25 protein-coding genes and 1 tRNA gene are annotated in these 26,600 nt (G+C 66.3%); 17 read left to right on the top strand and 9 right to left on the bottom strand.

The window, feature by feature from the left end:
• A complete protein-coding gene (locus JD971_RS06840; protein ID WP_202086854.1) occupies positions 1-561 on the top strand; it encodes a hypothetical protein in 561 nt (186 codons plus the stop codon).
• Positions 558-2,033, top strand: a complete 1,476-nt coding sequence (locus tag JD971_RS06835; RefSeq protein ID WP_202086853.1) for a PepSY domain-containing protein — start codon at positions 558-560, stop codon at positions 2,031-2,033. The genes JD971_RS06840 and JD971_RS06835 overlap by 4 nt, the downstream gene beginning before the upstream one ends.
• A 36-nt stretch (positions 2,034-2,069) precedes the next feature.
• On the opposite strand, the gene JD971_RS06830 is transcribed toward JD971_RS06835, so the two are convergent.
• From JD971_RS06830 to JD971_RS06825, 3 genes are all read right to left on the bottom strand, one after another.
• The gene (locus JD971_RS06830; protein WP_202086852.1) at positions 2,070-3,362 is read right to left on the bottom strand and encodes a sugar MFS transporter; all 1,293 of its coding nucleotides are present in this window, start codon (positions 3,360-3,362) and stop codon (positions 2,070-2,072) included.
• Between the two features lie 75 nt (positions 3,363-3,437).
• Entirely contained in the window at positions 3,438-3,671 is a 234-nt protein-coding gene (locus tag JD971_RS16550) for a hypothetical protein (protein WP_236672324.1), read from the bottom strand.
• Positions 3,668-5,824, bottom strand: a complete 2,157-nt coding sequence (locus JD971_RS06825) for a glycoside hydrolase family 3 protein (protein WP_236672323.1) — start codon at positions 5,822-5,824, stop codon at positions 3,668-3,670. Before JD971_RS06825 ends, JD971_RS16550 begins: the two co-directional genes overlap by 4 nt.
• 526 nt (positions 5,825-6,350) lie before the next feature.
• On the opposite strand from JD971_RS06825, the gene JD971_RS06820 reads away from it, so the two are divergent.
• Positions 6,351-7,601 carry an MFS transporter gene (locus JD971_RS06820; RefSeq protein WP_202086851.1) on the top strand — a complete coding sequence of 417 codons (1,251 nt, stop codon included), beginning with the start codon at positions 6,351-6,353 and terminating at the stop codon, positions 7,599-7,601.
• Between the two features lie 21 nt (positions 7,602-7,622).
• Here JD971_RS06820 and JD971_RS06815 read toward each other — a convergent pair whose 3' ends face one another.
• On the bottom strand, positions 7,623-9,941 hold the full coding sequence (locus JD971_RS06815) for a TonB-dependent receptor (protein ID WP_202086850.1): 2,319 nt from the start codon (positions 9,939-9,941) through the stop codon (positions 7,623-7,625).
• A 273-nt stretch (positions 9,942-10,214) separates the two neighbouring features.
• Here JD971_RS06815 and JD971_RS06810 point away from each other — a divergent pair, with 273 nt between their 5' ends.
• Complete coding sequence (locus JD971_RS06810) at positions 10,215-10,943, top strand: cytochrome c oxidase assembly protein (RefSeq protein ID WP_202086849.1); 729 nt, start codon at positions 10,215-10,217, stop codon at positions 10,941-10,943.
• Positions 10,940-11,620 (top strand): cytochrome b, encoded by a 681-nt coding sequence (locus tag JD971_RS06805; RefSeq protein WP_202086848.1) that lies wholly within the window; start codon positions 10,940-10,942, stop codon positions 11,618-11,620. Before JD971_RS06810 ends, JD971_RS06805 begins: the two co-directional genes overlap by 4 nt.
• Here the strand turns inward: JD971_RS06805 and JD971_RS06800 are convergent.
• A complete protein-coding gene (locus tag JD971_RS06800) occupies positions 11,517-12,206 on the bottom strand; it encodes a c-type cytochrome (RefSeq protein ID WP_202086847.1) in 690 nt (229 codons plus the stop codon). The two genes, JD971_RS06805 and JD971_RS06800, sit on opposite strands and share 104 nt — an antisense overlap.
• 78 nt (positions 12,207-12,284) lie before the next feature.
• Here JD971_RS06800 and JD971_RS06795 point away from each other — a divergent pair, with 78 nt between their 5' ends.
• The 4 genes from JD971_RS06795 to JD971_RS06780 are packed head-to-tail and all read left to right on the top strand — an operon-like array spanning position 12,285 to position 16,545.
• Positions 12,285-12,647, top strand: coding sequence for a cytochrome c family protein (locus JD971_RS06795; RefSeq protein ID WP_202086845.1), 363 nt, complete (start codon positions 12,285-12,287; stop codon positions 12,645-12,647).
• A complete protein-coding gene (locus tag JD971_RS06790) occupies positions 12,640-13,677 on the top strand; it encodes a cytochrome c oxidase subunit II (protein WP_202086843.1) in 1,038 nt (345 codons plus the stop codon). Before JD971_RS06795 ends, JD971_RS06790 begins: the two co-directional genes overlap by 8 nt.
• A complete protein-coding gene (locus tag JD971_RS06785; RefSeq protein ID WP_236672322.1) occupies positions 13,674-16,262 on the top strand; it encodes a cbb3-type cytochrome c oxidase subunit I in 2,589 nt (862 codons plus the stop codon). The genes JD971_RS06790 and JD971_RS06785 overlap by 4 nt, the downstream gene beginning before the upstream one ends.
• A gap of 4 nt (positions 16,263-16,266) precedes the next feature.
• On the top strand, positions 16,267-16,545 hold the full coding sequence (locus JD971_RS06780; RefSeq protein WP_202086841.1) for a hypothetical protein: 279 nt from the start codon (positions 16,267-16,269) through the stop codon (positions 16,543-16,545).
• Positions 16,546-16,549: 4 nt separating this feature from the next.
• Here the strand turns inward: JD971_RS06780 and JD971_RS06775 are convergent, their stop codons facing one another.
• Positions 16,550-17,203: an exopolysaccharide biosynthesis protein gene (locus JD971_RS06775; protein ID WP_202086839.1), complete on the bottom strand. Its 654-nt coding sequence runs from the start codon at positions 17,201-17,203 to the stop codon at positions 16,550-16,552.
• Positions 17,204-18,139: 936 nt separating this feature from the next.
• Here JD971_RS06775 and JD971_RS06770 point away from each other — a divergent pair.
• Positions 18,140-18,808: a hypothetical protein gene (locus JD971_RS06770; protein ID WP_202086837.1), complete on the top strand. Its 669-nt coding sequence runs from the start codon at positions 18,140-18,142 to the stop codon at positions 18,806-18,808.
• Positions 18,809-18,943: 135 nt separating this feature from the next.
• On the opposite strand, the gene JD971_RS06765 is transcribed toward JD971_RS06770, so the two are convergent.
• Positions 18,944-19,714 carry an FAD-dependent monooxygenase gene (locus JD971_RS06765; RefSeq protein WP_371809743.1) on the bottom strand — a complete coding sequence of 257 codons (771 nt, stop codon included), beginning with the start codon at positions 19,712-19,714 and terminating at the stop codon, positions 18,944-18,946.
• A complete protein-coding gene (locus JD971_RS17105; RefSeq protein WP_371809721.1) occupies positions 19,600-20,058 on the bottom strand; it encodes an FAD-dependent oxidoreductase in 459 nt (152 codons plus the stop codon). Before JD971_RS17105 ends, JD971_RS06765 begins: the two co-directional genes overlap by 115 nt.
• 109 nt (positions 20,059-20,167) lie before the next feature.
• Between JD971_RS17105 and JD971_RS06760 the strand changes: the two genes are divergently transcribed.
• From JD971_RS06760 to JD971_RS16535, 7 genes are all read left to right on the top strand, one after another.
• On the top strand, positions 20,168-21,085 hold the full coding sequence (locus tag JD971_RS06760; protein WP_202086834.1) for a LysR family transcriptional regulator: 918 nt from the start codon (positions 20,168-20,170) through the stop codon (positions 21,083-21,085).
• Positions 21,086-21,519: 434 nt separating this feature from the next.
• Positions 21,520-21,819: a hypothetical protein gene (locus JD971_RS06755; protein WP_202086833.1), complete on the top strand. Its 300-nt coding sequence runs from the start codon at positions 21,520-21,522 to the stop codon at positions 21,817-21,819.
• 308 nt (positions 21,820-22,127) lie between these two features.
• The gene (locus tag JD971_RS06750; protein ID WP_236672381.1) at positions 22,128-23,399 is read left to right on the top strand and encodes an alpha/beta fold hydrolase; all 1,272 of its coding nucleotides are present in this window, start codon (positions 22,128-22,130) and stop codon (positions 23,397-23,399) included.
• Between the two features lie 358 nt (positions 23,400-23,757).
• Positions 23,758-24,060 carry a PadR family transcriptional regulator gene (locus tag JD971_RS06745; RefSeq protein WP_366519918.1) on the top strand — a complete coding sequence of 101 codons (303 nt, stop codon included), beginning with the start codon at positions 23,758-23,760 and terminating at the stop codon, positions 24,058-24,060.
• Positions 24,057-24,689: a hypothetical protein gene (locus JD971_RS06740; protein WP_202086832.1), complete on the top strand. Its 633-nt coding sequence runs from the start codon at positions 24,057-24,059 to the stop codon at positions 24,687-24,689. The genes JD971_RS06745 and JD971_RS06740 overlap by 4 nt, the downstream gene beginning before the upstream one ends.
• A gap of 70 nt (positions 24,690-24,759) precedes the next feature.
• Positions 24,760-25,101 carry a hypothetical protein gene (locus JD971_RS16540; protein WP_236672321.1) on the top strand — a complete coding sequence of 114 codons (342 nt, stop codon included), beginning with the start codon at positions 24,760-24,762 and terminating at the stop codon, positions 25,099-25,101.
• Positions 25,102-25,233: 132 nt separating this feature from the next.
• Positions 25,234-26,037: a DUF418 domain-containing protein gene (locus JD971_RS16535; protein ID WP_236672320.1), complete on the top strand. Its 804-nt coding sequence runs from the start codon at positions 25,234-25,236 to the stop codon at positions 26,035-26,037.
• Positions 26,038-26,304: 267 nt separating this feature from the next.
• Here JD971_RS16535 and JD971_RS06730 read toward each other — a convergent pair.
• A tRNA-Ser gene (locus tag JD971_RS06730) sits at positions 26,305-26,396 on the bottom strand.
• Positions 26,397-26,600: the final 204 nt, after the last annotated feature.

Genomic DNA, 26,600 nt, shown 5'->3' with positions numbered 1-26,600 from the left:
GTGATTGCGGCGCCTCTTCTCCTGATCCTCGTGGCCGTGGCGCTGGTGCGCGCGGGATGGGGCCGGGATCGCCGGTTGTCGCATGGCGGCTGGGCGCTGGGCGTAGGGGCGCTGATATGGTGTGCGCTGCTCGACGGGGCGTGGGGCGTGGCGGTGGGTGCGACTCTCGGCGTGGCGGCGGTGATGGCCATCGTGCTGTTCGTCGCGGCGACCGCTCCTGCGCGCAGGAACCCGCAACGCGCCGGGGCGCCGCGATCGGACAGGATAGCCACGCTTTCCACCCGTCCCGGCGACCTTGCAGTGGGCCGGCGGCTCGCCGTCTTTGCCCTGACCGTGCCGGTGTCGTTCCTCGCCGCGCAATGGTTCGCATTTGCATGTAATGCCGCTATGAAGGGGGATGCCCCGCTCGAGGCGAATTCGGTCGCGACCATGTTCATGGTGCAGCCGCTCGTCTGGGCCGGATTGATGACGTGGCAATTGTGTCAGCGCGGCCCGGCGGAGATGATCCGCCCGCCGCTGCTGATTGCGGCCATCGGCGCACTCATATGGATATTTGCATGACCACTGCCACCCGCGACAAAAGCCTCGTTCAACGCGCCCTGTCGGGGCATGCCGCGATCGGCCTCATCGCAGGGGCGCTGATCTATCTCATCGCGGTGACCGGCACGCTGGTCGTCGTGCTCGAACACTGGCAGCGCTGGGAACAGCCCGATATTGCCGAGAGCGCTGGCCTCACCCCGCAGGCGGCGCAGGCGTCGATCCCCAATGTCCTTGCGCAGGAGGCGGACATGACGCCGACCGCGCATCTCTATATCCGCATGCCGAACGCGGCGCTGCCCCGGCCCGTCGTCACCACCGACAACAAGGCGTGGTATATCGACGGGGAGGGCCGCGTCGCCGGGCGCGAGGGGCACAGCTGGACCGAGATGGTCGCCGCGCTGCATTACAACCTCACCCTGCCGGTCATCTGGGGCATGATCCTGGTCGGCGCGCTGGGCGTGGCGCTGGCGGCGTTGCTCGTCACGGGGGTCGTCGCCCATCCCAAGATCTTCAAGGATGCGTTCCGCCTGCGTGCCCGCGCCGAACCGCAACTGGCGCGGACCGACTGGCACAACCGGCTGGGCGTGTGGACGTTGCCCTTCACGCTGATGGTGACGCTCACCGGCGCGTTCATCGGGCTGAGCTATACGAGTGTCGGCACGCTGGCGCAGAGCTATACCGGCGGGGCGATGGACCCTGTTTACGCGACGATATTCGGGGCGGAGCCGGAACACGATCCCGCGCCCGCGCCGATGGCGAACGTCGCCCGCGCGATGGAGACCGTCGCCGCCCGTTTCCCGGATGCGGAGCCCACCTATATCGTCGTGCACGATCCCATGACGCAGGGGCAATTCGTGCAGGTCATCGCCGAACATCCGCGCCGCCTCATCTATGGCGAGGTGTACAGCTTCGACGGTGCGGGCCGCTATCTCGGCAAGGTCGGGCTGTCGGACGGGGCGCTGGGCCGGCAGGCGGCGGCGTCGACCTATAACCTGCATTTCGGCAATTATGCCGGGCTCCCGGTGCAGCTTGCCTATATCGCTTTCGGCATCGCGCTTTGTGTCATCACCGCGACGGGCACGACGATGTGGCTGCGCAAACGGCGGCGCAAGGGGCATGACATCGCGCGCATGGCGGCGGCATGGGCCATGACCGTGTGGGGCATTCCGCTGGTGCTCGTGCTGGTCGCGGCGCTGCGCTTTGCAGGCGGGCCGGACATGCCGGTGGTGGCGGCGTTCTGGGGCCTGCTCGGTGCGGGGCTGATTGCGGCGGCTGCGTGGCCGGCGCTGTTTTCGGATGCGGCCATGCGCCGCGTGCTCGGCATTGCGATGATCGCGGGCGCGCTGCTCCATCTCGTGTGGTTCGGCGGGGGCGCGCCCGGCGTGGTGGCGATGAACCTTGCGATCCTGGTTACCGGCGCCGTCATCTGGCGCCCGGGGCTGCGGATGGCCGGTGTGGCGGCGCCGCGAACGGGCCGGCCCGAAGCCGCCTGATCCCGATCGGCTGGACCGGGATCAGGCGCGAGGGGATCAGGCAGGGTTGCGGGCAAACACGCCGAAGCCGCCGATGATCGCGTAGCAAACCGCCGGCAGTATCAGCGCATAGGACAGCCCCCCGGTAATGTCGGCCAGCGCGCCGGTCGCGAGCGGGATGATCGCCCCGCCGCAGATGGCCACGTTGATGATGCCCGACCCGTCGGCCGCGCGCGGGCCCAGCTTCTCGCACGCGAGCGAGAAGATCGTCGGGAACATGATCGAGTTCATGAGCCCGACGGCGAGCAGGCTGTAACCGGCAAGCGAACCCTGCGAAAACAGGGACAGCACGATGAGCAGGATCGCCCCCGTTGCATTGACGGCGAGGATCTTGCCCGGGCTGAACATGCGCAGCGCCCACGAGCCGATGAAACGGCCGACCATCGCCCCGCCCCAGTAGATTCCGATCATCCAGCCCACCGCGCTCTCCGGCTGTCCCAGCACGCGGTCGAGCGCGAGATAGTTGATGATGACCGAGCCGATCGACACTTCCGCCCCGACATAGAGGAAGATGCACAAGGCGCCGAAGCCGAAACGCTTGCGCTTCAACAGGTCCAGCCCGGCGAGGCCGGAGGACGCCTCATGTCGTTCCCCCTTCAGCCGGTTGCGGAACAGCCACACGGCCAGCGCGACGATGCCGATCATCACCGCGAGCGCGAGATAGCCCTGCCAGATCGCCTCGCCCTCGGCCTGGCGATAGGCGCGCAGCGCCTCGCCCGAAAGCGTGGCCGGGTCGACCTCTGCCAGGCTGCCGAGCAGCACCGCCGCGCCGACGAGCGGAAAGACCGTCGTGCCGAGCGAATTGAACGCCTGCGCAAAGGTCAGCCGGCTATGCGCGGTCTTCTGTGGGCCGAGCAGGCTGATGAGCGGATTGGCCACGACCTGCACGATCACGACCCCGCTCGCCAATACGAACAGGGCGAGCAGGAACAGGCTGAAGGTCGCGCCCTGGCTCGCCGGGATGAACAGCAGGCAGCCCGCCATCATCGTGACAAGTCCAAAGGTCGCGCCGCGCATGTAACCGACGCGCTTGATCAGCTTCGAGCCGGGAATGCCAATGATCGCATAGGCGGCGAAGAAGCAGAACTGCACCAGCATCGCCTGCGTGTAATTGAGCGTGAACAGCTCCTTGAGCTTGGGAATGAGCACGTCGTTGAGCGACGTGATCCCGCCAAAGATCAGGAACAGCCCGAACATGAAATATTGCAGCCCTCCTGCATCCACCGGGCGGCCCGTGTCCTCGATCGGTTGCGGATCGGTGCTGCTCGATACGTTGGGGGCAAGTGCCATCAAAGCGTTCCTCGTCATGATATTAGGCCGCGAAAGGCCGTGAGAGCCCAAGCATGGCCGGGCTGGATTACAACGTCAAAAAGTGCAAGCGGTATCGGCGGCGATTTCGGCTCTCTCTACACGCGAAATACGCATGGTGAAGGCGCCCTGCGCGGCAAAGCCGATGCTTTTCGCCGCGGTGTCGAGACATTGCGCGGTCAAGATCATCTCGCGCCATCCCTTGCCCGCCGCGACGCGCAGGTGATCGGTGATGTCGATCCGCTGCGTCCCGTTCAGGAGATGGACCGGCGCCGTCGGGGCATCCGTCACCTGATACGCGATGCGATAGGCGCCGCCTCCGCCGGCTGTTCGAGCACGAGCCGCGATCCGGGGGCAAAGCGGATTTCGCGGGCGTCTTCCTGCGCGTCGCGGTCGTATCCGCGCGCGGTGATGCCGCCCTCGCTCCCGATGAGATTGGGCAGCGCGCCTTCGCCGGCGCGGGCCACGACCCCTTGGGCGAGCCGGCCCGATCCGAATAGCTGCGCAGAGGGTCCCTGCGCCAACGCGGCGCACTCTTCGGAGAGCGGGGCCAGCGGCGCCGTATCGGACAGATCGCGACCGTAGCCGAGCGGGAAGAGCGTGCCGTCGCCGCCGTTCACCGGCATTCCGGCGCATCGCGCCGGCCAGCTGAACGAAAGACGCCCGGTCGCCGGGACCGTGCCATACAGCACGTCGGCAATACCCGCGCCCTCGCTCCCCGGAAGCCACGACGCGACGAACGCATCGGATGCATTGAGCTCGCGATTGACCCAGAGCGGGCGCCCCGACAGGAACACCGCCACCGTCGGCACTCCCGCCGCGCGAAACCGGCGCAGCGCATTCAGACCGGCCTCGTCGCGAAACGCCAGATCGGTCCGGTCGCCCGCGAATTCGGCATAGGGATCCTCGCCGAACACCACGATGGCCACGTCCGCGCCGCCGACCGCCCCATCGCTCTCGCTCAGCGTCGCCGTGCCGCCGCCCCGCTGCGCATGCGACGCAATGCCGTCGAAAATCGTGGACGCATTGGGAAAGCGCGCATTGGTCAGATCGCCGCCACCCTGCCAGGTGAGCGACCAGCCGCCCGATTGTTTGGCAATGTCGTTTGCGCCCGATCCGGCCACGACGACGCGCGCGCTCGGCCTGATCGGGAGGACGCCGTCGTTCTTCAGGATCACCTGCGATTTCGCCACGGCCTCGCGCGCAAGGGCGCGATGTTCGGGCGAGGCGAGCATGGCATAACGCCCGGCGAGCGGGCGCGCCGACGGACGCCGCGCATCCGGCCCGAGCAGCCCGGCCCGATATTTCACGCGCAGCACGCGCCCGACCGCCTCGTCCAGCCGCGCCGCGGGGATCGTCCCGTCGTTCACCTGCGCGATGAGCGTGTCGAGCAATCCCTTCCAGTCGTCGGGCACCATGTAGATGTCCAGCCCGGCAAGCAGCGCCTGCGGACAATCGGTCACGGTACAACCGGCGATCTGTCCGTGCCCGTTCCAGTCGCCCACGACCAGTCCGTCGAAGCCCATCTGCCCGCGCAGCACATCGGTAAGCAGCGGGGCATTGCCGTGCATCTTGCGCCCGTTGACCGAATTGAAGCTGGCCATGATGGCGGCCACGCCCGCATCGATCGCGGCGGGATAGGGGCGACCATGCAGGGCGAGGAGCGCGTCGATATCGCCGTTCACGTCGCCCTGGTCGACGCCATTGGTGGTGCCGCCATCGCCAAAGAAATGCTTCGCCGTGGCGATCACGTGGGGACCGTGCAGGTAATCCGCGTCCGCCGGCTCGCCCTGCAACCCGCGCACCAGCGCCGCGCCCATGGTGGCGACGATGTCGGGATTTTCCGAATAGCTTTCATAGGTCCGGCCCCAGCGATCGTCGCGCGCGACCGCCACGGTGGGCGAGAAGTTCCAGTCGATGCCCGTCACCGCGATTTCGGCGGCGGTGGCTGCGCCGATCCGCTGCACCAGGCCCGCGTCCCCTGTTGCGCCGAGGCCGATATTGTGCGGGAAAAGCGTCGCGCCGACGATGTTCGAGTGGCCGTGGACGGCATCCGTGCCCCACATGGTCGGCACCGCCGGTTCCCCGCCCGGAAGCGGACGCACCGATGCGTCATACATCGTATCGGCAAGCGCGAGCCATTCCGACGCAGGCGCGTATTCGTCCCCGCCCGGCCCGCCATTGCCGCCGTTCAGATAGCTGCCGAAACGATAGCGGGCCATGTCCTCTGGGGTGAAGGAATTGATCTGCGGCTGGATGAGCTGCGCGACCTTGCGTTCCACGCTCATGCGCGAAAGCAGGCCGGCGACGACGGCATCCTCGCCATCGCGTTCGGTCGCGGCCGGTTCGGCGGCGGCCGCGGATGCGGGGCGCTCCATCGTCGCGCAGCCGGGCAATGCTGCGGTGGCGAGCAGCAGGGCGGCGAGTTGCGGAAACGGTTTCATGGCTGAGGATCCCTTGGTTGCGGGCATTGGGGCCGCGGGTGCGGACAAGCACGAAGCATGGCGGCGTGGTCGTTAAAGAGGACGCCGCCCCTTCGCACCCTGCACGGCTTCGCTTCTGTATCACGGAAATTGCGGGGAGCATGCGCGACGGCAACGCTGGCGAGCGCCGGAGCGAGGGCGATCACAGCCACGGCGAACCCGGTCGCGGTGGTGTTACGATCATCAGGCGCATGGTTCTCCCTTCGCTCGTCGAATCGTTGCGTCCGACGTCACGCATGTTGACATAACCATAATTGTGAACGCTCACAATCCGAAAAAAGGGGAGCGTTCACAGCGCCGCGATCCGCTGCTATCTACCGCATGGGAAGAGGAACTCGCGTGCGAAGGACAAGACGATCGGCGACGAACGATGCCGGCGCGGCGGCGGATCATGGCGGGGACGGAGCGGCGCGCCCGGCGGCAGGTTTCGCCGCGCATGCCGTGCCCGGCGCCGGTGCGCCCTGCGCGCATCTTTATTAACATGCCCATGACGGCTTCTGCTGCGCGGCTTTCGGCGGGGCCGGGTGTCTTTCGCTACGTGCTGGCCTTCATGGGCGGGCATGTCGCCTTTGTGCCTTTGCTCGTTCTGCTGCTCCCGCGCCGGGTCGAGGCGGGCGACGCCGCCGATCCGGTCGCGGCGCTCAGCATCCTTCTCGTCATCGGCGGGGTGGTCGCCAGCATCGCCAATATCGTCGCGGGCCGGTTGAGCGATCGCGCCTTTGCGCAGGCCGGCAACCGGCGGGGCATGATCGCGCTCGGCCTCGCGCTTGTCTGTGCGAGCTATGCTCCCTTTGCGCTGTCGTCCGGTTTTGCGGCGCTGTGTGCGGCGATCATCGCGTTTCAGGTCGCGCTGAACGTGCTGCTTGCTCCGCTCGGCGCGTTGCTGGCCGATTATGTGGAGGATGCGCGCAAGGGCCGCGTCGCCGGCCTGTTGAGCGCGGCCTTGCCCCTGTCCTATGGCGTTCTCGCGGTGCTGGGCTGGGCGTTTCCGCGCGACGCGGACCTTGCCTTTGCGGCGACTGCCGTGATCACCGCCGTGCTGGTGCTTCCGCTTCTGCTCGCCTGGCCGTTCGGGCGGGAGGGCGCCGGTGCCCCGCCGGCGCTTGCCGCACCGATCGGCGCGGGGGCGGGCAGGGACCGGCGCAGCGTGCCGCGGGACTTCGCGATGGCCTTTGTCGCGCGGCTCGCCATGCAATGCGGTGCGGTGCTGGTGCTGTCCTATGTGTTCTTCTATCTCGACGGGCTGGCCGCGCGCATCGGGGCGCCGCCGGGCGGGACGACGACGGCGGCGCTGGCGCTGCTCTCGGTGCTGGCGCTGTGCGCATCGGCGCTTGCCTCGGTCGTCGCGGGGCTGGCATCGGACCGGCTCGGCCAACGGCGCGGGCCGCTCATGGCGTGTTGCGCGCTGGCGGCGGCGGCGCTTGCGCTCATGGCGGGGGCGCCGGGGTGGTGGGCGATCTTCCTGTCCTATCCGCTCTTCAACGCGGGGTTGAGCGGTTTTGTCGCGCTCGACGCCGCGCTTGTCGGGCAGCTTGTCGCGGGCGATGCGCGGCGCGGCTTCTGGCTCGGCATCATGAACCTCACCAACACCGTGCCGGCGATCGCGGTGCCGCTGCTCACCCTGCTCTATGCCGCGGGCGATGCGATGGCCGTGTTCTTCCCCGCGTTTCTGGCAAGCGCCGCGTGCGCCGCAATCATCGCGATTGCCTGCGTGGCGGCGATCCGGTCCATCGACTGATCGACGCCGGGCGGTGCGCCCTTAAAAATCGTAGCGCAGCGACACCCCGTATTGCCGCGGCGGCGCATAGCCGGCGAGCCCGCCATAGCCCGGCGAATCGAACACCGTCGCGATATAGCGGGAATCGAGCAGGTTCTGCGCCCACGCGCTCAGTGACCAGGCGCGCGAATCCGGGTTGTAGGTGATCGACGCGTCGACGAGGTGGATCGGCTGAATCGTGGAGCGCGGCGTGTTGAGGATCGCGGTGTAATATTTCTCGCTCGTATAGGAATAGAGCGCATCGGTGACGACCTCGCCGCCGCCGCCCACGGGGATGACGAAATTGACGCCCGCCGTCGCGCCCCATTTCGGCGCGTTCTGCAACCGGAATCCTTCGAGGTCGATGATGTCGCCCGAAATCGGGTCGCCATACAGAAAATCGGTATAACGCGCGTCGAGATAGGCGAGCGATCCGCGCAGCGTCATGCCATCGACCGGCGCGGCCGTGGTTTCGAATTCGAAGCCCTTGATCTCCGACGCGCCGGCATTGAGGATGCGGTTGCCCTGCGTATTGGTGGCGCCGTCGAAATAGATCTGCGCGACCTGCATGTCCCTGTAATCGGTGTAGAACGCGGCGAGATTGGTGCGCAGCCGCCGGTTCAGGAAATCGGCCTTGATCCCGGCCTCGAACGTGTCGACTTCTTCGGGATCGAACGGGGTGTCGCCGTCCGACGGCACGCCGACGCGCCCTGTAAACCCGCCCGATTTGAACCCCCGCGTCCAGCTGGCATAGAGCAGCGTGCCGTCGTCAAATGCGTAATCCGCGCCGAGTTTCCAGCCAAGGTTGTCCCAGCTCTTGCGCCCGCCGGTGGTGAAGCTGTCGATGATGACATTGCCTTCGCCGGTATAGTTCGATCCCGCAGGATCGCCGATGCTGGTGATGAGGCTCGGCATGGAAGTGGTGCGCTCGTGGGTATAGCGCAGGCCGCCTTGCAATTGCAGGCGGTCGGTCAGCTGCCAGTAGGCCTGCGCGAAGCCGGAAATCGAATAGTTGTCCTGATCCTGAAGATTGGTCTGCAATAGGCCGGGCGCGGCGAATTGCAGGCGATAGGCCTGAATATGGTCGTAATGGGTTTTGAGGTAGAAGCCGCCGACGATCATCCGGATGTCCGGCGTGATGTCGACATTCGTGCGCAATTCCTGGCTGAATTGCCAGCCTTCGGTTTCGCGGAACGTGTCGTTCTTGAATTCGGGCGTGCCGTCCTGATCGGTGAATTCGGTGAGGGTGAACTGCTTGTACCCGGTGATCGCGGTGATGTCGCCGATGCCCGTATCGAACAGGTTCATGGTAAGCGTGCCGGAGTAGGTGTCCATGTCGGACACGTCGGGCACGGAATTGTTCGCGCTGAAATATTCATCGGGGGCGAAACATTGCCCCCCGCCGGCGCACGGGCTGCGATACATGCCGTCCTCGCCCGTGGGCTCGTAAATCGCCTCCCCGACATAGGCGCCATTGACGATGATCGGCGAACCGTTGCGCGCGGCGACATATTCGCCCTGCAACGTGGCATCGAAACTGGCGGACGGTTCGAAGCGCAGATAGGCGCGCACCGCGTCGAGGTTCTTGCTCCCCATGTCGGAGCCGTCGACGACATTGGTGACGAACCCGTCGCGCTGCGAATGGATGCCGGCCACCTTGAAGGACAGCGTGTCGGCGAGCGGAAGTTCGATCGCGCCCGTTACGTCGAAACGGTCGTAATTGCCGTAGACGCCCTTGATATGGCCGCCGAATTCACCCGTCGGCCCGGCGGTCGTGACGTTGATGACGCCACCCGTCGTATTCGCCCCGAACAGCGTGCCCTGCGGCCCGCGAAGCACCTCGATCCGGTCGACGTCATACAGTTCGAGCAGCGCGCCCATGGAGAAGAACTGCGGCACGCCATCGACCACGACCGACACCGTATTGCCGGCGTAGGGATCGGGTTCGATCACGCCGATGCCGCGAATGGTGAAGACCGCGCTTTGCGGGGTGTTGGCGAAATTGTCGATCTGCACATTGGGCACTTCGCCCTGCAATGCCCGCAGGCTGGTGCCCTGCGTCGCGGCGAAGGCATCGCCGCTGATCGCGGTGATGGCGATGGGCACGTCCTGCAGGTTCTGGCTCGTCTTCTGTGCCGTGACGACGATTTCCTGAATCGCGGGGGAGGTGGGCGGCGTGTCGGCCGGCACTGGCTGCGATGCCGGGATGGGCGCGGTCTGATCGGATGTGCCGGCGTTTTGCGCCAGCGCCGGCGCGGCCAGGCATGCAAGACCGATCACGCATGCGATCGCGACGCGCGAAGCGCCCCCTGTGTAGCTCATGTTACTCTCCCTCGAACGATTTCGTCATGTTCGGGTGCGCGGTTCTGGCCGGTTCTTGTGCTCTGGATGGCTGTCGCCGCTGCTGCCCGATCGGGAGGGGACCGGCCTGTTGGCCTTGTTCCGCTCTCGCCGACGCTTGTCGCAAACCGGTACGGCGCGGGAAACTATCCCTTCGCACAGGAAATCCGGCAGGGGTGCCTGTTTTACCGGTACCGCAACCGGAGTCGCGCGCCATCGTGACACCGCCCGACAGTTGCGATAGACCTTGCCTCCATGAATGCATCACCGCCGATCTGGACGCCCTATTGCGGCGCGGCGCCCGACCCGGCGGGATTGCTGCATGCGTGGAACCCGGACCCGGTTCTGCTCTGCGTGCTGTTCGCGGCGTTGATGCTGGGATGGCGCTACGCCCCGGCGGAGCGTCGCTGTCATCTTGCCGCTGTGTGCACCATGGGCGTGCTTTTCATCAGCCCGCTTTGCGCGCTGGCCTCGGCGCTGTTCACCATGCGGGCGATCCACCATGTCGCGCTCGCGCTGGTGCTTGCGCCGTTGCTGGCGCGTTCGCTCGGCCTCGGGCGATATGCGGGGCGGGTTTCACTGTCGGTGATGACGGGGGTGCAGGCGCTCGTGTTCTGGTTCTGGCATGCGCCGCCCGTCTATGCCGCGGCGTTGTCGAACGATGCGGTGTTCTGGATCATGCAGGTCACGCTGACCGGGACGGCGGCGTTCTGGTGGGCGGCGATGCGCCAGGCGCCGGCGCCCGGCGCCATTGCCGCGACGCTCGCCACCATGGTGCAGATGGGCGCGCTCGGCGCGTTGCTGACCTTCGCAGGGCGTGCGTTCTACACCCCGCATTATTTCACGACGCAGGCGTGGGGCTGGACACCGCTGGAGGATCAGCAGATCGCCGGGCTCATCATGTGGGCGCCGGCATCGGCGGTCTATCTGCTGATCGCGCTGGCCATGCTCTATCGCGCCCTGCCGCCGGCCTATGCACGATGAAACCATGGGTGCAGCAATGGCGCGAATGGTCGCTCTCCTATCGCGAGCGGGGCCGGTATACGCCGGTGGGGGTCGCGTTTCACTGGACCATGGCGGCGGTGGTCACATGGCAGCTCGCGACCGGCTGGTGGATGCAGCGCTATCTTGTCGGGGCGGCAAAGCTCGACGCCTATGAACGCCATTCCGCCATCGGGCTGACGCTGCTGGCGCTGGGTGCGCTGCGGCTGCTATGGCGGCTGATCGTTCCGGGGCCGATCAACGATGCGGACCGGATGGGATGGAAGACGACCGTGGCGCATGCGATCCACGCGGTGTTCTACCTGTTTTTCGTGCTGTTGCCGGTGTCGGGATGGGCGATGTGGTCCGCGATTCAGCCGGCGCGCCCGCTCCGGCTGGCGGGGATCGTGCCGGTTCCGCCCATGCCGTTTCAGGACATGTCGCCGGCGTGGCAATTCTTCATCCTCGATTTCGCGCAGGATGTTCATGTCGCCTGCGTCGTGGTGCTGTCCCTGCTCATCCCTGCGCATGCGCTCGCGGCGATCAAGCATCATTACTGGGACCGGGACGACGTGCTCAAGGGCATGATGCCGGAGGTGCCCGATACCCACTGGCACCCGGCAGGCCCGAACTATATACGGCGAGATGCGCCATCTCCCGCTCCGTCAGAAGACGGCTGACCGCGGTCATCGCATCGCTCGCGCCATAGCGTTCGCCGTTCGCCCATTGGTGCAGCTGCGCCTCGACATAGGGGGCAGGCTGATGGGCGAGCGGGGGATTGCCCGCGCCCACGCCCGCACCATCCGCGCCGTGGCACGTCGCACAGGCCGGCAGGCCGCGTGCCGGATCGCCGCGTTGATACAGCGTCGCCGCCGTGCACTCTACCGCCGCCAGCTCCTCACCCGCCGCGTCGGGAACGGGGAGGGCGGCATAGTAATTGGCGACCTTTTCCCGCGCCGGCCAATCGAGCTGATCCGCGATCCACACCATTTGCGGGTGGCGCCGCTGTCCTTGCGCGAAATATTCGAGCTGCCGCAGCTGATAGCCGGGATCCAGTCCGGCGAGCCGCGGCACGAGATTCCCGTCGCCTTCGCCGTTCAGCCCATGACACGTCGCGCAGGCCCCGCGCGCACCGGCGTCGCCCCCGCTCAACGCGATGATTTCCCCTGTGGTTTCAAACGCGCTCGTCGCCGGCATGTCCTTGCCGCAGGCGACAAGGAGTGCCACCATCGGCAGGACAGCGAGCAGGGCGGGCCATTTGTGCATCGTCCATGGGAACCGCCGTGCAAACGCGACGGTTCCCGAAGCCTTGGGGGTAATATCGTGACACGCGCGTTTTCGTCCATGGCTCTGTCCGTCATGCTGTGTGCCTGTCTTGCCGGGTGCAAGCAGCCGCCCGGCCCGCGATACGTCCCCGACGAGGCCGCCGCCGCGCGCGGGCGCGCCGCGATCGAACGGGTCGGCTGCGGCGCGTGTCATGCCATTCCCGGCATCGGCTGGCCCAAAGGGCGCACCGGTCCCTCGCTCGACGGATTTCGCGACATCGGCCTCATTGCCGGGGCGCTTCCCAACACGCCGGCCAATCTCGCCGCCTTCGTGCGCAATGCACCGCGGGTAAAGCCCGGCTCCACCATGCCCGCCACGCAGTTGAGCGAAGAAGAGTCTCGCGATGTGGCGGCATATCTTTATGGTCTCGACGATGAATAGCAGCACGACAGATGTCTTCGATGCCTGGTGGGGCGGGCCGCCGCCGGTTCTCGACCCCGCCGGGCCATATGCGGACAATGTGGTCGTGCTGGCGTGGGCGCTGTTCGCGATGGGGGTGATCGTCACCGGCATCGTGGTCGTCGCGCTTTACGTCGCGATCCGCGGCCCCGCGCGGTGGAAGGCGAAGCTCGGCGGCGAAAGGCTGGTGTGGATCGGCGGGGTTGCCTTTCCCGGCGTGGTGCTGACCTGCCTGCTGGTGTGGGGGTTGTGGCTGACGTCCTCGCTCACGCAGCCGGTGCCGGATGGGGCCATGCGGGTGCGGGTCACCGGCTATATGTGGTGGTTCGACGTCGAATATCTCGGCCCCGATGGCGATGTGATCATGCGCGACGCGAACGAGTTGCACATCCCGGTCGGCCAGCCAGTCGTGGTGGAGCTTCGAAGCGAGGACGTGATCCACAGCTTCTGGGTTCCGAACCTGTCGGGCAAGGAGGACATGATCCCCGGCCGCACCAACGAATTGGTGATCGAGGCGGATCGTGCGGGCCGCTTCGGCGGGGTCTGCGCCGAATATTGCGGCGGGCCGCATGCGTTGATGGGCTTTGTCGCGGTGGCGCACGACCCGGCGGACTGGGCCGCGTGGCTGGCGGGGCGAAGCATGACGCCGCCCGCCATCGCGGAGCAGGACGTGCCGGGCACGGTGCCCGCCCTCCGCCCCGTCGCGGCCGCGGATACCGTGGATGACGCGGCGATCGCGGCGAACGGGCGCACGCTGTTCATGGAAAGCGGGTGCGCCGCGTGCCACCGGGTCGCGGGGACCGAGGCGAACGGCATCGCCGGCCCGGACCTCACCCATGTGGGGAGCAGGCTGACGCTGGGCGCGGGGATATTGCCGAACAATCGCGGCACCATGATCGGGTGGATCGGGGACAGCCAGTCGATCAAGCCGGGCAATCGCATGCCGAGTTACGACATGCTCTCCGCCGACGAACTGACCGCCATCGCCATCTGGCTGGAACAGCAGCGATGAGCGATGCACCGCGGCTGAGCACACGCGACGTGATGGCCGGGCGAAAATCCGAAACAGGCTTCGATCACGCGCTCTATGCCCGCTTCCCGACAAAGGGGCCGCGCCCCGATGGCGAGGTCGAGGAGCTGGAGAAGATTTGGGACAACCCCAGGGGCTGGGGCCTGCTGACCGTCGTCAACAACAATTACATCGGTTTCTTCTACGTCGCGACGGCGTTCCTGTTCTTCCTCTTGGCCGGCGTGCTCGCGCTCGGCATGCGGATACAGCTGGCCGCGCCGATGCAGGATTTCCTGCCGCAGGACACGTATAACCAGTTCTTCACCATGCATGGCACGGTGATGATGTTCCTGTTCGCCGTGCCCATGGTGGAGGCGATCGGCGTGATGCTGCTGCCGCAGATGCTGGCCGCGCGCGACCTGCCGTTTCCGCGATTGTCGGCCTATGCGTTCTGGGCGTATTGCGTAGGGGGGCTGTGCTTTTTCGCGAGCATTTTCGTCGGCCTTGCGCCCGATGGCGGGTGGTTCATGTATCCGCCGCTCACCTCCATCGCCTACAGCCCGGAAATCAACACCGATTTCTGGCTGCTCGGCATCGGCTTCATCGAGATCAGCGCGATTGCCGGCGCGATCGAGATCATCGTCGGCGTGCTTCGCACCCGTGCGCCGGGCATGACGCTCGACCGGATGCCGATGTTCGCCTGGGCGATGCTGGTGTTCGCGGTGATGATCGTCGTCGCCTTTCCCAGCGTCATTCTCGGCACGTTGCTGCTCGAACTCGAACGGGCGTTCAACTGGCCCTTCTTCGATCCGACGCGCGGCGGCGATCCGCTCTTGTGGCAGCACCTGTTCTGGTTCTTCGGCCATCCGGAGGTCTATATCATCTTCCTGCCCGCCGCCGGGTTGATGAGCATGATGGTGGCCACCGTCGCGCGCACGCCATTGGTGGGGTACCGGCTCAACGTGCTGGCGCTGGTGGCGACGGGGTTCATCAGCTTTGGCGTTTGGGCGCATCACATGTTCGCGACCGGCATGCCGCGCGTGTCCACCGGCTATTTCAGCGCGGCCAGCATGGCGGTCAGCCTGCCCGCCGGGATACAGGTGTTCTGCTGGATCGCGACGCTGGCCGCGGGGCGCATCCGGTGGTCGACGCCCGCGCTGTTCGTGGTGGGCAGCATCGTCGTGTTCGTGATGGGCGGGCTCACCGGCGTGATGGTCGGCATGGTCCCGTTCGACTGGCAGGCGCATGATAGCTATTTCATCGTCGCGCATCTGCATTACGTGCTTTTGGGCGGGATGGTCTTTCCCATGTTCGCCGCGTTCTATTACTGGAACGGGATGACGTCGAAGAACGCGTTGTCGGAACGGCGCGGGAAATGGGTGTTCTGGCTGATGTTCACCGGGCTGCACATCACGTTTCTGCCGATGCATCTCACCGGGTTCATGGGGATGCCGCGCCGCGTCTATACCTATCTGCCGGGGCGGGGTCTGGAATGGCTCAACCTTGTATCCACCATCGGCGCGTTCGTCCTTGCGGCGGGGGTGTGCCTGTTCCTCTACGATCTGGTGCGGCGGTTCCGGTTCACCACGGACGAGGATGCGGGCAATGTCTATGGCGGCGGCACGCTGGAATGGTTGCCGACGGGGATGTATTCGACCCGTTCCATCCCATTGGTGAAAAGCCGGGAGCCGCTCTGGGACGATCCGGAGCTTGGCGACGATGTCGCCGCGGGCCGCTATTTCCTGCCCAATAGCGCGACGGGTCTGCGCGAAACGCTCATCACCTCGCCCATCAATGCGGAGCCGCAATATATTCAGCTCATGCCCGGCCCGTCGGCATGGCCGGTCGGCGCGGCGGTGTTTACCGCGGGCTTCTTCCTCGCGCTCACCGTGCAGGCCTATGTGTTCTCGGCGGCGAGCGGCGTGCTCGCCGTCGCCTGCGTCCTGCGCTGGCTGTGGGAAACGGACCGTCCGATCGAGCAGGACCATGCCGACATCGGCGGCGGGATCACCGTGCCCATCGCGATCACCGGGCCATCCTCGCACGGGTGGTGGGCGCTCAACACGGTCATGGTGGTCATGGGCATGATCGTGTTCATGGCGCTGTTCAGCTATCTCTATCTCTTCGGCATCAATCCCGAATTCTGGATCGCGCCGCCGGATATGTTGCAGACGGCGGGGATCGCGGCGCTTCTCGTCGCGGCGTTTGCGGCGGCATGGCTGTCGCGGCGGATCCTGGCGGCAAAGACACGCGGCGAATTTCCGGGGCAGGGGCCGTGGCTCATGGCGGTTATCGCGGCGGCGCTGCTGTGCATCGCGGGGTGGTGGGACTGGACCGGGTGGCGCGGCGCCGGGCTCGACCCCGCGGCCAGTGGGCAGGGGGCGACCGTGTTCGCGCTGCTCGCGTTTCAGGCCTGCAGCGACGGGATCGCGGCGATCATGGCGCTCTATCTCGGCTATCGCAGCGGCAGGGGGCTGCTCGTCGCGCCGTCGAGCGTCACGCTCGACATTGTGGTGCGCTTCATCGGCTATACCGCGGTGCAGGGGCTTGTCATCGCGCTTGTCGTTCGACTGTTTCCGGGGGGCTGAACGGGTGGCGGATTATCGCAACGATATCGACTGGCTGACCCCGGCGCTGGCGCTTGGCGTGTGGGCAGCGCATTTTTCGCTGTCCTGGGCCGGCAGCAGTGTCTTTCCGGGGCAGGCCACCGCGCGGGTGGTCGGGATCGGGCTGGCGCTGCCCGCGCTTTTCGCGATGGCGTGGCTCTGGCGGCGGGCCGGGGCGGGGCCGATGCGTTCCGTGCCCCGGCTGGGCATCGCGATTGCGGCCACGGGCGTGGTGTTCACCGTGCTGCCGGCCCTCTTCGGCTAGTGCGCTATTGCGAATTGCCGCCGAGAAGGCCGCTATTGCCCGCAAGACCGAGCCCCGCGCCGATCGACACCACGCCGACGCCCAGCGCGATCAGCATGAGCAACCCGTCGCGCACCAGCAGGGCCAGGCCGAACGCGATGATGGCGGCCATCGGCGCCGTGCTGGCAAACGGCACGAATTCGAGCGGCGGCACGGTGAGGCACAGGAGAATCACGATGGCGGCGGCAATGCGCGGCCAGATGCCGGTCACGAAGCGCGGCATGCGCCCGTGGAACCACCGGTCCAGCCAGTTCGCCAGCCCGTCGAGCTTGTCCGCCGCCTTGTGAAGCTTGCCGGCCGAAATCGCGCGCTTCTGAACCAGTTGCGGGAGCCAGAGATGCTCCTTGCCGATGAGCAATTGCGCGGCGGCCAGCGCGACGATCGTGGCGAGCAATGTCGGCACGCCGGGAATCCCGCCGACCGGGCTGATCTCGATCATCGCGGGCAGCATCATCGCCGGGCCATAGGACCGGTCCCCGATGGTATCGAGCACATTGCCGATGGAAACCTTGTCCTGCCGATCCGCGAGCGAACGCAGCATGTCGAGGATTTCGCCGACCGAGTGAATCTCGTCGCCGGAATCGCCGCCCGTCTCTTCGCCCGTGTTTCGGGTTGTCATTGCGGCGTTCTCCTCAACCGGGCGCTTGTGTAAATTGGCGAGAGGCCCGTGCGCGGCAGGGCGGGCCTGTCGGCGCCATGGCCCCTTTCGTCATGAAATGAGGTAATGAACGACAGGCCCGACGGTTTCCCGTTGCGCGGTTTGGGTGGCGCCCTCGCCGATAATTGCGTTTGCTGTGCTGCCCCGCATCACAGCATCGCGATGAGTGCGCGAGATGAAGGGATAGCCTCGGCGCGCCGTCATCGCCCTCGAAATTCATGCGCCCGCTGTCGCGCGAAGGCGTCGCGCCTTTCCCTGAAATCTTCGGTTCATGGGACGAGGCATGGCCGGTGATTATCGGTTTCTATGGCAATGCGTAGGGCGCCCGGCTCCAGAATATCGCAAATGACCATGCCGCCGTCTCGAGCGATCGAAGGCGCGGCGCCGCACCGCTCAGCCCCGCGACGTCGCTTGGGACCGCGCTCACCGATCCCTGCCGGAATGTTCGGCATTGCCGTCGGTGGATAGGTAAACCCGTTTAGGAGCGTCTGCAGCAACGGCCACACAAGCATTCCGGCGAATCGAGCGCGAGTGCTTCGCTGTGGGCCAGCGTGGCGCGCAGCGTGCGTTCCCAACATCCCATCCTCGCCCATGAAATAATTCCATAGGCCCTGCTGGTTTCGGAATGGTAGAGCGAGCGCCCGCCCGCGCTGAACGCGATGCCGTTCGAGGCGAACAGGTCGCGCCGAACATCATGAGCGAGCCCTGCGCTTATGCGAAGATGCGGACGATCGCCGTGATGGAGCATGACGCCTTTGGCGAACCCGGCCTGTTTCGGGTGCTGGGGCGGACCATATTTTCCTGCATGAGGAAAAGGGCGGGCCTAGCCACGATACGAATCTCGCGCCGCCGTCCGAACATTTCAAACGCTGGCGACACGCGGTGTGCGTGATTCTCATGCGCGTTGCGAAGGAAGTCGTCGCGAACTGGAAAGGGACGATGGCTTTCATGGAGGCCTGTCACACCGTCGTTCCGCACCCGCGACTTCTTCCGCTTACCGGTGCCTGCGACGCAGCATATTGGACCTTGGGCGACAATGTGAAGGCCAATTTCACCCCTCTCGGCGTGACGAGCCCCACGTGGACCGAGGGCAAGTGGCAGCAGTGGATCGTCGACGCATTCGCCAGATACAATGGAAGCAGCGCCCGCCCTTACGGGCATGACGCCGACCCGCCGGCCATCACAGTGCCGGAGGGCAGCGTCGCGGGAAATGCGCCGGGCGCGCAGATGCGGAAGCTTTATCCCGAGCAGACCGGTTCCGATCACGACGATGCGAGCGATGCCGAACATCGTCGGTCGCAGGGTGCCGGGACAGACGCCGGACAAAATGGGATGGAGGTGCGGATATTGTCACGCGTAAAGAAGGGCGATCCGATGCCGCCCGCTGCGTTGCCCAAATTCCGCACCCTCGATCAGAAAGGGACCGAGGCGCCCGGACTTGGCGTGCTGGCCGACGTGTTCGAGCAGGAAATGAACGGCCTGCCTTATTCGACGCCGATGCAATGTATGAGGCGCCACGGGGGCGGAATGTTCGCCCGCCCCTGCGACGCCCGATCGCTGCCGTAAAGGACGCGGTGACGATCGCGGATGAAGGCATTGCGCATCGCTTTGCTGCCTCCACCGGCGGCCCGGATGATCAACGCCCGTATGAAGGACCGCAGTCCCTCACGCCATTTCCGGCATCCTCGCCGGACTCGCGGTTCAGATCGGCTGTGCGCAGACTTCGAACATCTGTGTCGTGGCCGCGTGATTGTCGACCGGTGGGCTCTTGCCGATCTGTCCGTGGCAAATGGCCAGCGAACTCTCGACGATATAGCGGCAGCGTTCGAAACGGCGTTCGCGATAGGCGGCAAAGGCGTCTTCGGGCGTGTCGGCCCGGGCCAGCTCCTCGGCCAGCACGATGCTGTCCTCGATCGCCATGCCGGCCCCCTGTCCAAGGTGCGGCGTGGTCGCATGCACCGCATCGCCGAGCAGGACCACGCGCCCGCGACTCCACGCGCCGTAGAGCAACATCGTCTCGAGCGGGCGATAGACCACGCCCTCGTCATCGGTGATGCCCTTGGCCAGTTCCCGGATCTGCGGCGCGGTCCCGGACAGTTTTTCGCGCATGGCCCTTGCGATACCGGCCTTGTCGTACCGGGGATTGCCCGGCTCCGGCGTGGTGACGAACATGTACATCATCTGCGAACTCATCGGCACCAGCCCGACGCCGGTGGGACCGTTGAAGGCATGCAGCGCGTCAAGATCATCCGGCCGGGGGAGGTTGTAGCGCCACACCGCCTGCCCGGTATATTCGGGCGTGCCCGCCTCCGGCATGATGCGCTGGCGGGTATCGGAATAGATGCCGTCGGCACCGATCACGATGTCGAAACGGTCCTCGCTCCCGTCCGACAGGCGGACCGTGACGCCGGCGCCGTCATCCTCGATCGCATGCGCCACCACGCCGAGCCGGATTTCGGCGCCGGCCGCGATCGCGCGGTCGCCCAGCACCGTGTGCAGGGCGGGTAGGCCGATTCCACATTGGCGGGATAGCCATCGACGAGGCGGGGGCTGGGCACGCGCGCGACCTCGGTGCCATCGGGCGCGTGGACCGCGACGACATCGAACCCGACCGCCGCGTCCATGTAATCGTCGAGCAGGTCGAGATGCTTCATCGCGCGCACGACATTACCCTGCTGAATGATGCCGACGCCATAGACCGACCATTCGGGATCCTTCTCGATCACGGTGACGGCATGACCGTCCCGGCGCAGGGCGATCGCCGCCGTCAATCCCCCGATACCGCCCCCGATGACGAGCGCTTTCAAGCCTTGCATGGTCGCGATCTCCCCCGCGTGGTCCGAACTCTTGCGCCGGACAGTCCCACCGGCACTGCCATCGGTCCAATTTTTTCTTTTGCTTATCTATCATCAACGGTATCGATGGATGATGCGGCTGGACAATTTCGATCTCAACCTGCTCGTGGCGTTCGACGTGCTGATGCAGGAGCAGAACGTGACCCGCGCGGCCCATCGCCTCCACGTCACGCAATCCGCGATGAGCGCGTCGCTCAAGCGGCTGCGCGAAAGTTTTCAGGACGATATCCTGGCGCAGCATGGCAAGCGGATGATACCGACGCCTTTCGCGCTGACCATGCAGGGCGAAATTGCGGACAAGATTGCGGAGCTTCGCGCGCTCATCACGCGGCAGGGCAGTTTCGACCCCCGCCGGTCGGAGCGGCGCTTCCGCATCGCCGCCTCCGATTACATCACGACGGTGCTGCTGGCCCCGCTGCTCGACACGCTGGAACAGGACGCGCCATCGGCCAGCTTCACCTTTGAACTGCCCGGTCCGGAATCGCAGGTGGCGCTGGGCAATGGCGATCTGGACCTCATGTTCACGCCCGAGTTCTTTCTCCATCCCGACCATCCCCATGAACTGGTGTTCGCGGAACGGCACGTGACCGTCGCCTGCGCCGAAAATCCGCGGGTTGCCGGGGGGTTGAGCCGGGCGACCTTCATCGATTCCGGCCATGTCGGGGTGAGCGTCGCGCGCCAGCACACCTTTGCCGACGCATGGCTGATGCAGAACGCGGTCGAACGGCGGATCGAGGTGCGCGTGCCGTCCTTCATCCAGGCGCCGTTCCTCGTGCCGGGAACGCAGCGGCTGTGCGTGATGCACGAAAGGCTGGCGCATGACATGGCACGGCGTCTTCCTCTGAAGATCCTGCCGGTGCCGTTTCCCATCCCGCCGATGCGCGAGATGATGCAGTTCCATGCAACGCGAAAGGGCGATCCGGGGCTGAGCTGGCTGAGAGCGAAGATCCGCGAGATGGCGTCCCGCCGCACCCCGCCTTCGGCTTGAGGGGGCCGGGGCGCTGCGCATCGGTTGCGAATTCTCCCTTCCGGCATTGACGCCATGGGCCAGCCGTTCATCGAACGGACGGACGACGCGCTCGCCCATCGGCCGGAATGGCGAGGTGATGCGCACCGGCGCTTTGAGACATCAGGGCGTATGTGTGGTTCTCCGCCCTGGCCCGGATGTTCATTGTGCGAAGGGCGGAATGGGAGCTCTCGCGCCGATGGCGATGGGGTCGTCCGCGCCCGTCGCGTGCTATCGCGATTACTGACGTGACCGATCGACGAACCCCGGAACGGTGAGCAACAGCAGGGCGGACAGGGGCAGGTTACGCGTGATGCCCACTCGCCGAACACGCAAATGCATTCGAACAACCTATGGAAGTGCGATGGCGAATAGCGAGGCGATGCAGGGCGTCGCCGGCCGGCGCTTCCCTGCTGATGGCTCTCATAAAACCCGGCATCGCGGCGCCGGCGCATTTCGGACAGCACAATGGCGAACACGACCACGCAGGCCATGTGCTGGATCCCGGTCCGGGTGCCCGCGCCGCCGCCCAATACCGGCAGGAAATTCCGCATGATCGTCCTGCCGTGAAAGCGGCCAATGTCGGAACTCTCGAACACAGGCATGCGCGGCAGGACCGACTGGAAGCGGCGTTCATCATCCTAGCCGTGGAGCCCATCCACCCGACGCGCGGGGATTGCTCCATCGCCAGCATCGACGCAAACCCGAACGCATAGAAAGCCCCCGCGCCACCCGCCATGGCGAGAGAGCAGGCGCCCCATGCGGACATTCCGCAAACGCCCCGGCTGTCGACGGGACAAGCCCACCGGAACGGCGCGGCGGCGTCCCGTGCGCGGCGGGTGCGATTGACAGCGGCGTCACTTCCTTTGCATGGGCGGTCCCTTAATACGGGACCGCGTCAAAGGAGGCCATGGCGGTGTGGATGGTGAAATCGGCTCTGAAACTTGCGGCGTTGGTGTGGGCGGCCTGCATCTCCGCCCCTGCCGCCGCGCAGTCGTTTGCGCCATGCGACGATGCCGGCGACATGCCTGCGTTGGCGGGTTCCCTGTGCGCGACCGCCAGGATGCCGCTCGATGCGACGATGCCGGGCGGCGCGGATATCGCGCTTTTCGTGCGCAAGTTTCCGGCGCCCGAGCCCCGACGCCGGCGGGGGGAGATATGGCTCGTCGCAGGCGGGCCCGGCGAAACGGGCGCATCCTTCTATCCCCTCCTGCCGACGTTGCGGGTTGCGTTCTCCGACTATGACCTTGTCATTCCCGACCATCGCGGAACGGGCTACTCGGCGAAGCTCTGCCCCGAGCAGGAGGCGGCGGACAGCCCCGCCGGCCTGTCGCTTGCGGGCGAGGAGTGGGGCCCCTGTATCGGCTTCATGCACGCCAATGCGGCGCGGTCGCGCGCATTCACGATTACCAATGCGTCGCACGACCTCGCCGGCCTGATCGGTCGATACCGACAGCCGGGCCGCGTCTATGTGTACGGCGTCTCCTACGGCACGCAGTTGGTGTTGCGCATGATGCAGACCGCCCCTGTGCAACTCGACGGGATCATCCTCGACGGGATGGTGCCGGCCGAAACGGATGCGTCGCTGGACCTTGGCCACCGCACCGATGTCGTGGACGCCGTGGGCCGGGCGCTGCTCACGCCGGCTGAGGAGGCGGACTATCGTGCGCTGCTCGCGCGGGACGCGCCGGGCTGGATCGGCGATGTTCCCGGCGGCGATCTTCGCGCCTTCATGGGCAGACTGCTCAATTTCCCGGCGCTTCGCGCGCGCATCCCGGCGATCATTGCGGGGCTGTCGCGCAACGACACCGCGCCGCTCATCGAAACGGTCGCCGGGTTGCAGGAAGAACGCGCACGGTTGAGCGCGTTCCCGCAATCGCCCTCTTCGCTGCCGCTTGTCATGGTGATCAGCGGGTCGGAGAACAATGGCCGAAGGGACATCACCGCCGCGACGGTAGCGAACGAAGCGAAGGCCGCACTCTTCACCAGCCCCTTGCCGGGTCTTCTGGTCGACACGCCGGCGCCGCTCTATCGGCGCGATGCGTTCTACGGTCGGGTGCCCGAACGCCTGCCCCGAACCCTGGTGATGCAGGGCACGCTCGACCCCAACACGCCTTATGACGGTGCGAAGGCGCATGCCGATACGCTCTCGGCCAAAGGGGGCGAGATCATTTTTTCTACGGTCGAGGGCGGTGCCCATTTCCTCGCTCTGGTGGCGCCCGATTGCTTCATTCAGGCAGCCTCCGCGTTTGTCGACGACAAGGTCCCGCAGGAGCGCTGCACCCCGAAGGAATAATCCGTCGCTGCGGGGCCAATGAATGCAGATGCGTGCCGGGGCCGCCGCAATCCGCTGAACCCCAACGATGGTCAGCCGCCCAAGGCAGGCGGCTGGCTTGCCGCCCGGTGGTGCAAATCTTGGGCCGTCGGTGGGCGGAGCAACGTCGAGCGTGACGCGCATCTGTGCCGTTCGTTCGCATTGCGCAGGCGAGGGGTTTTCCGGGGTAACGGAGGGCGAAATCCATTCCTTCTGCATGTCCCGAAAGGAGCGTACCCCCCAATCATTCGCCGACGACCGTGCGTGTCATGCCGGCATCGTTGATCACGGACCGGAAACGGGCTTGCATCAATAACTCTACATATATATGCCGAACCTCATGGTTCGCTCCCGACGCCCCTCTCCGCAGATGCTGGCCGTTCTCGCCGCGCTATACGATCGGGCGCCCGAGCGGATCCACGGCTATGATCTCATGAAGCTGACCGGGTTGAAGTCAGGCTCGCTCTACCCGCTTTTGATGCGGATGAGCGACCGCGGCCTGCTCGCCTCCGAATGGTGCGAGCCGACCGCGCCCGGACGGCCCCCGCGCCATGCCTATCGCCTGACGGCGCGCGGCGTGGCGCTCGCGCAAGCGGCCAGGAACGACCCCGATTCGTCCGGTCTCGTGGGTGCAAAGGCATGAGCGGCGGGATCGCCCGCGCGCTCATGACGCTCGCTTTGGCGGGTCTGGGCCCGCATCGCCGCGACTGGGCCGCGGCCATGCGTGCCGAATTCACCATGGCGGCGCAGGCCGGCGAGGGCCTGTCGTTCGCATTCGGTTGCCTCGCGACCGCGTGGCGGGAATTGCCGGCCCATCACGAGGGCCGTCTTGCCCTGTCACGCTACACGTTCGCGCTCGGGCTGATCCTGCCCGCGGCGGCGGTCCTGCTGGCCGGGTTGTGGTCGGGCTATCCTTGGGTCGAGCCTCCCTACGCGGACGGCATTGCCCGTTTCGCGAAGGTGCCGACGGTCCTGCCGGCGACCATTCACGCGGGCAACGCCTTCGCCGTTCCGTGGTTGGCGACCATTCTGCTGCTGCGGGTGGGCGGTCTGATGCTGGTCGCCTGGTTCGTGGTCGAAGCCGACTGGGACAGGGCTGCCGCCATTCAGCGGGCCGGCGCAGCCGCCACGGTCACGCTGGCGCTTTTTGCCGCCATCGTGGTCGCGGATTTCACCTGCGTGGTGCTGCCCGTGCTCGCCCTGTGCGCGGAGATGCTGTCGATCGCCTTGCTGCGCCGGTGGCATGATGGCGAGGATGTTGCCGTGGCCTAGGCCGGTTCAAGCCAATCTCTCCCGGCGGCCCAGTGGGCACGGAACGAGGAGACAACGAGGAGAGGCCATCATGATCGAAGACCGGATCGCGCCGTGCGTCGGACCCACCCCGGCCACGGGGCAAGAACGGCTGGCGAGCCTCGACTTCATGCGCGGCATTGCGGTGATGGGCATCCTTGCCGCCAATATCATTGCGTTCGGGCAGCCGCAGATCGCCTATCTCTGGCCGGGCGGTTTCATGACCGAACACGGCCCGCTTTCGGACTGGCTCTGGGTCGTGCAGTTCACGGTGATCGACGGCAAGATGCGCGGCCTCTTCACCCTGCTGTTCGGCGCAGGGATGATCCTGTTCCTCGACCGGGCACGGGCACGCGGGAAGGGGCGCTGGCTGCAGGCACGCCGCCTCGGCTGACTTTTCCTGTTCGGCTATGGGCATTTCCTCTTTCTGTCGAAGGGCGACATCCTGGCGATTTACGCGACCTGCGGGCTCATCGCGCTGCTCTGCGCGCGATGGCGGCCCCGGACGCAGCTGTGGGTCGGCATCGTGGTCTATGTGCTGGGCGCGGTGAAGGACACCGTGGTTCTGGGGCGGGTGTACGCGGCCGCATCCGGACGGATCGCCCCGGTTCGGGATGGAACAGGGGATCTCGCCGCCGCAATGCGCGACGCCGGGATCGCCGATTCCCGCATCGAAAGCGCGTTGATCCGGGCGGGCGATTATGGCGGTTGGGTCCTGCACAATGTCACCGAACACGGGGCGCAGCCGCTGCTGTCGTGGGTGCAGAACGGGCTCGAGGCGATCCCCATGATGTTGATCGGCATGGCGCTTTACCGCCTCGGTCTTTTCGACGGGCGGCTCGATCCGCGTCGGCAGTCGCTTTGGGGGTGGGTCGGATTGCTCGTCGGCCTTGCCGGAACGCTCGCGATCGGGCTCTGGAATTATGCCGAGGGGCTCAGCTATATGGGTGCGGTCTGGTCATTCGACGGGACGTCGGCCCTGCCGCGCCTGCCGATGGTGCTGGGGCTGGCGGCGCTGCTGTCGCTGTGGGGGTCACGCGCGACCGGCTGGCTTGGCTTCCGCATTTCCGCGGCGGGACGGATGGCATTCTCGAACTATCTGGGCACCTCGATCCTGATGCTGTTCGTGTTCCATGGCTGGGCGCTGGGCCTGTTCGGCGAACTGACCCGGCCGGCGCTCTATGGGGTGGTGGTGCTGACCTGGGCGATCATGCTGGCCTGGTCGCCGGCCTGGCTGGCGCGCTATTGCTTCGGTCCGCTCGAATGGGTGTGGCGGTGTCTGACCTACGCGCGCATCGTCCCGATCCGGCGTGACGCATCACCCGCCTAGCGGTTCGCCACCTTGGGAGGATGCCATTTCGCGCGGGTGCGCCATCGCGGCGCCAGAGTGGCGAGGCACGTCGCGTGACAATACAGGAGGCCGGGCATTGTGCGGCTTGCGAGCCGGGATCGCGGCTTACCCCCGACCTGTCTCACCCTTACAGGCGTCTGATGGCCAAGGCGCCGAACCGGACCGAGCGATTGCGGACCGGCCCCACCGAATTGGGAAGCATCCCGCGCGATTGTGAGTGATGTTGGACGGCCTTGCAAAGGCCGGTGGCGGAGACGGAGGGATTCGAACCCTCGATACCCGATAAAGAGTATGGTTCCTTAGCAGGGAACTGGTTTCAGCCACTCACCCACGTCTCCGGAACCGCGCCCTATAACGAGGTCCGTCGGTCGCTTCAAGAGGGCGCCGTTGCAAAAAGCCGTATCGCCGCGAAGGGCCGCGAATTAACCGTCGGTTCAGGGCGCCCGATGCCATTTGCGCGGGGCATGCGGACTTGCCATCGGGCGTGCAATCGCGCACTCGACACGGCAGGCGCGCGGCGGTCGATGGACTGCGCCGCAGCA

The organism is Croceicoccus sp. YJ47, assembly GCF_016745095.1.
GTDB lineage: Bacteria > Pseudomonadota > Alphaproteobacteria > Sphingomonadales > Sphingomonadaceae > Croceicoccus.
Note: the sequence above shows the minus strand (reverse complement) of the source record. Positions and strands in the feature narration are given on the sequence as shown.

Bases quoted from the DNA above. Each gene is read 5' to 3' on its own strand.
- JD971_RS06755 (WP_202086833.1), top strand. From the start codon at position 21,520: ATGGCTCTCATAAAACCCGGCATCGCGGCGCCGGCGCATTTCGGACAG.
- JD971_RS06830 (WP_202086852.1), bottom strand. From the start codon at position 3,362: ATGGCACTTGCCCCCAACGTATCGAGCAGCACCGATCCGCAACCGATC.
- JD971_RS06770 (WP_202086837.1), top strand. From the start codon at position 18,140: ATGCGCGTTGCGAAGGAAGTCGTCGCGAACTGGAAAGGGACGATGGCT.
- JD971_RS16540 (WP_236672321.1), top strand. From the start codon at position 24,760: ATGATCGAAGACCGGATCGCGCCGTGCGTCGGACCCACCCCGGCCACG.
- JD971_RS06810 (WP_202086849.1), top strand. From the start codon at position 10,215: ATGAATGCATCACCGCCGATCTGGACGCCCTATTGCGGCGCGGCGCCC.
- JD971_RS06825 (WP_236672323.1), bottom strand. From the start codon at position 5,824: ATGAAACCGTTTCCGCAACTCGCCGCCCTGCTGCTCGCCACCGCAGCA.
- JD971_RS06800 (WP_202086847.1), bottom strand. From the start codon at position 12,206: ATGCACAAATGGCCCGCCCTGCTCGCTGTCCTGCCGATGGTGGCACTC.
- JD971_RS06815 (WP_202086850.1), bottom strand. From the start codon at position 9,941: ATGAGCTACACAGGGGGCGCTTCGCGCGTCGCGATCGCATGCGTGATC.
- JD971_RS06820 (WP_202086851.1), top strand. From the start codon at position 6,351: ATGACGGCTTCTGCTGCGCGGCTTTCGGCGGGGCCGGGTGTCTTTCGC.
- JD971_RS06740 (WP_202086832.1), top strand. From the start codon at position 24,057: ATGAGCGGCGGGATCGCCCGCGCGCTCATGACGCTCGCTTTGGCGGGT.
- JD971_RS06790 (WP_202086843.1), top strand. From the start codon at position 12,640: ATGAATAGCAGCACGACAGATGTCTTCGATGCCTGGTGGGGCGGGCCG.
- JD971_RS06805 (WP_202086848.1), top strand. From the start codon at position 10,940: ATGAAACCATGGGTGCAGCAATGGCGCGAATGGTCGCTCTCCTATCGC.
- JD971_RS06750 (WP_236672381.1), top strand. From the start codon at position 22,128: ATGCCTGCGTTGGCGGGTTCCCTGTGCGCGACCGCCAGGATGCCGCTC.
- JD971_RS06785 (WP_236672322.1), top strand. From the start codon at position 13,674: ATGAGCGATGCACCGCGGCTGAGCACACGCGACGTGATGGCCGGGCGA.
- JD971_RS17105 (WP_371809721.1), bottom strand. From the start codon at position 20,058: ATGCAAGGCTTGAAAGCGCTCGTCATCGGGGGCGGTATCGGGGGATTG.
- JD971_RS06775 (WP_202086839.1), bottom strand. From the start codon at position 17,203: ATGACAACCCGAAACACGGGCGAAGAGACGGGCGGCGATTCCGGCGAC.
- JD971_RS06760 (WP_202086834.1), top strand. From the start codon at position 20,168: ATGATGCGGCTGGACAATTTCGATCTCAACCTGCTCGTGGCGTTCGAC.
- JD971_RS06795 (WP_202086845.1), top strand. From the start codon at position 12,285: ATGGCTCTGTCCGTCATGCTGTGTGCCTGTCTTGCCGGGTGCAAGCAG.
- JD971_RS06835 (WP_202086853.1), top strand. From the start codon at position 558: ATGACCACTGCCACCCGCGACAAAAGCCTCGTTCAACGCGCCCTGTCG.
- JD971_RS06745 (WP_366519918.1), top strand. From the start codon at position 23,758: ATGGTTCGCTCCCGACGCCCCTCTCCGCAGATGCTGGCCGTTCTCGCC.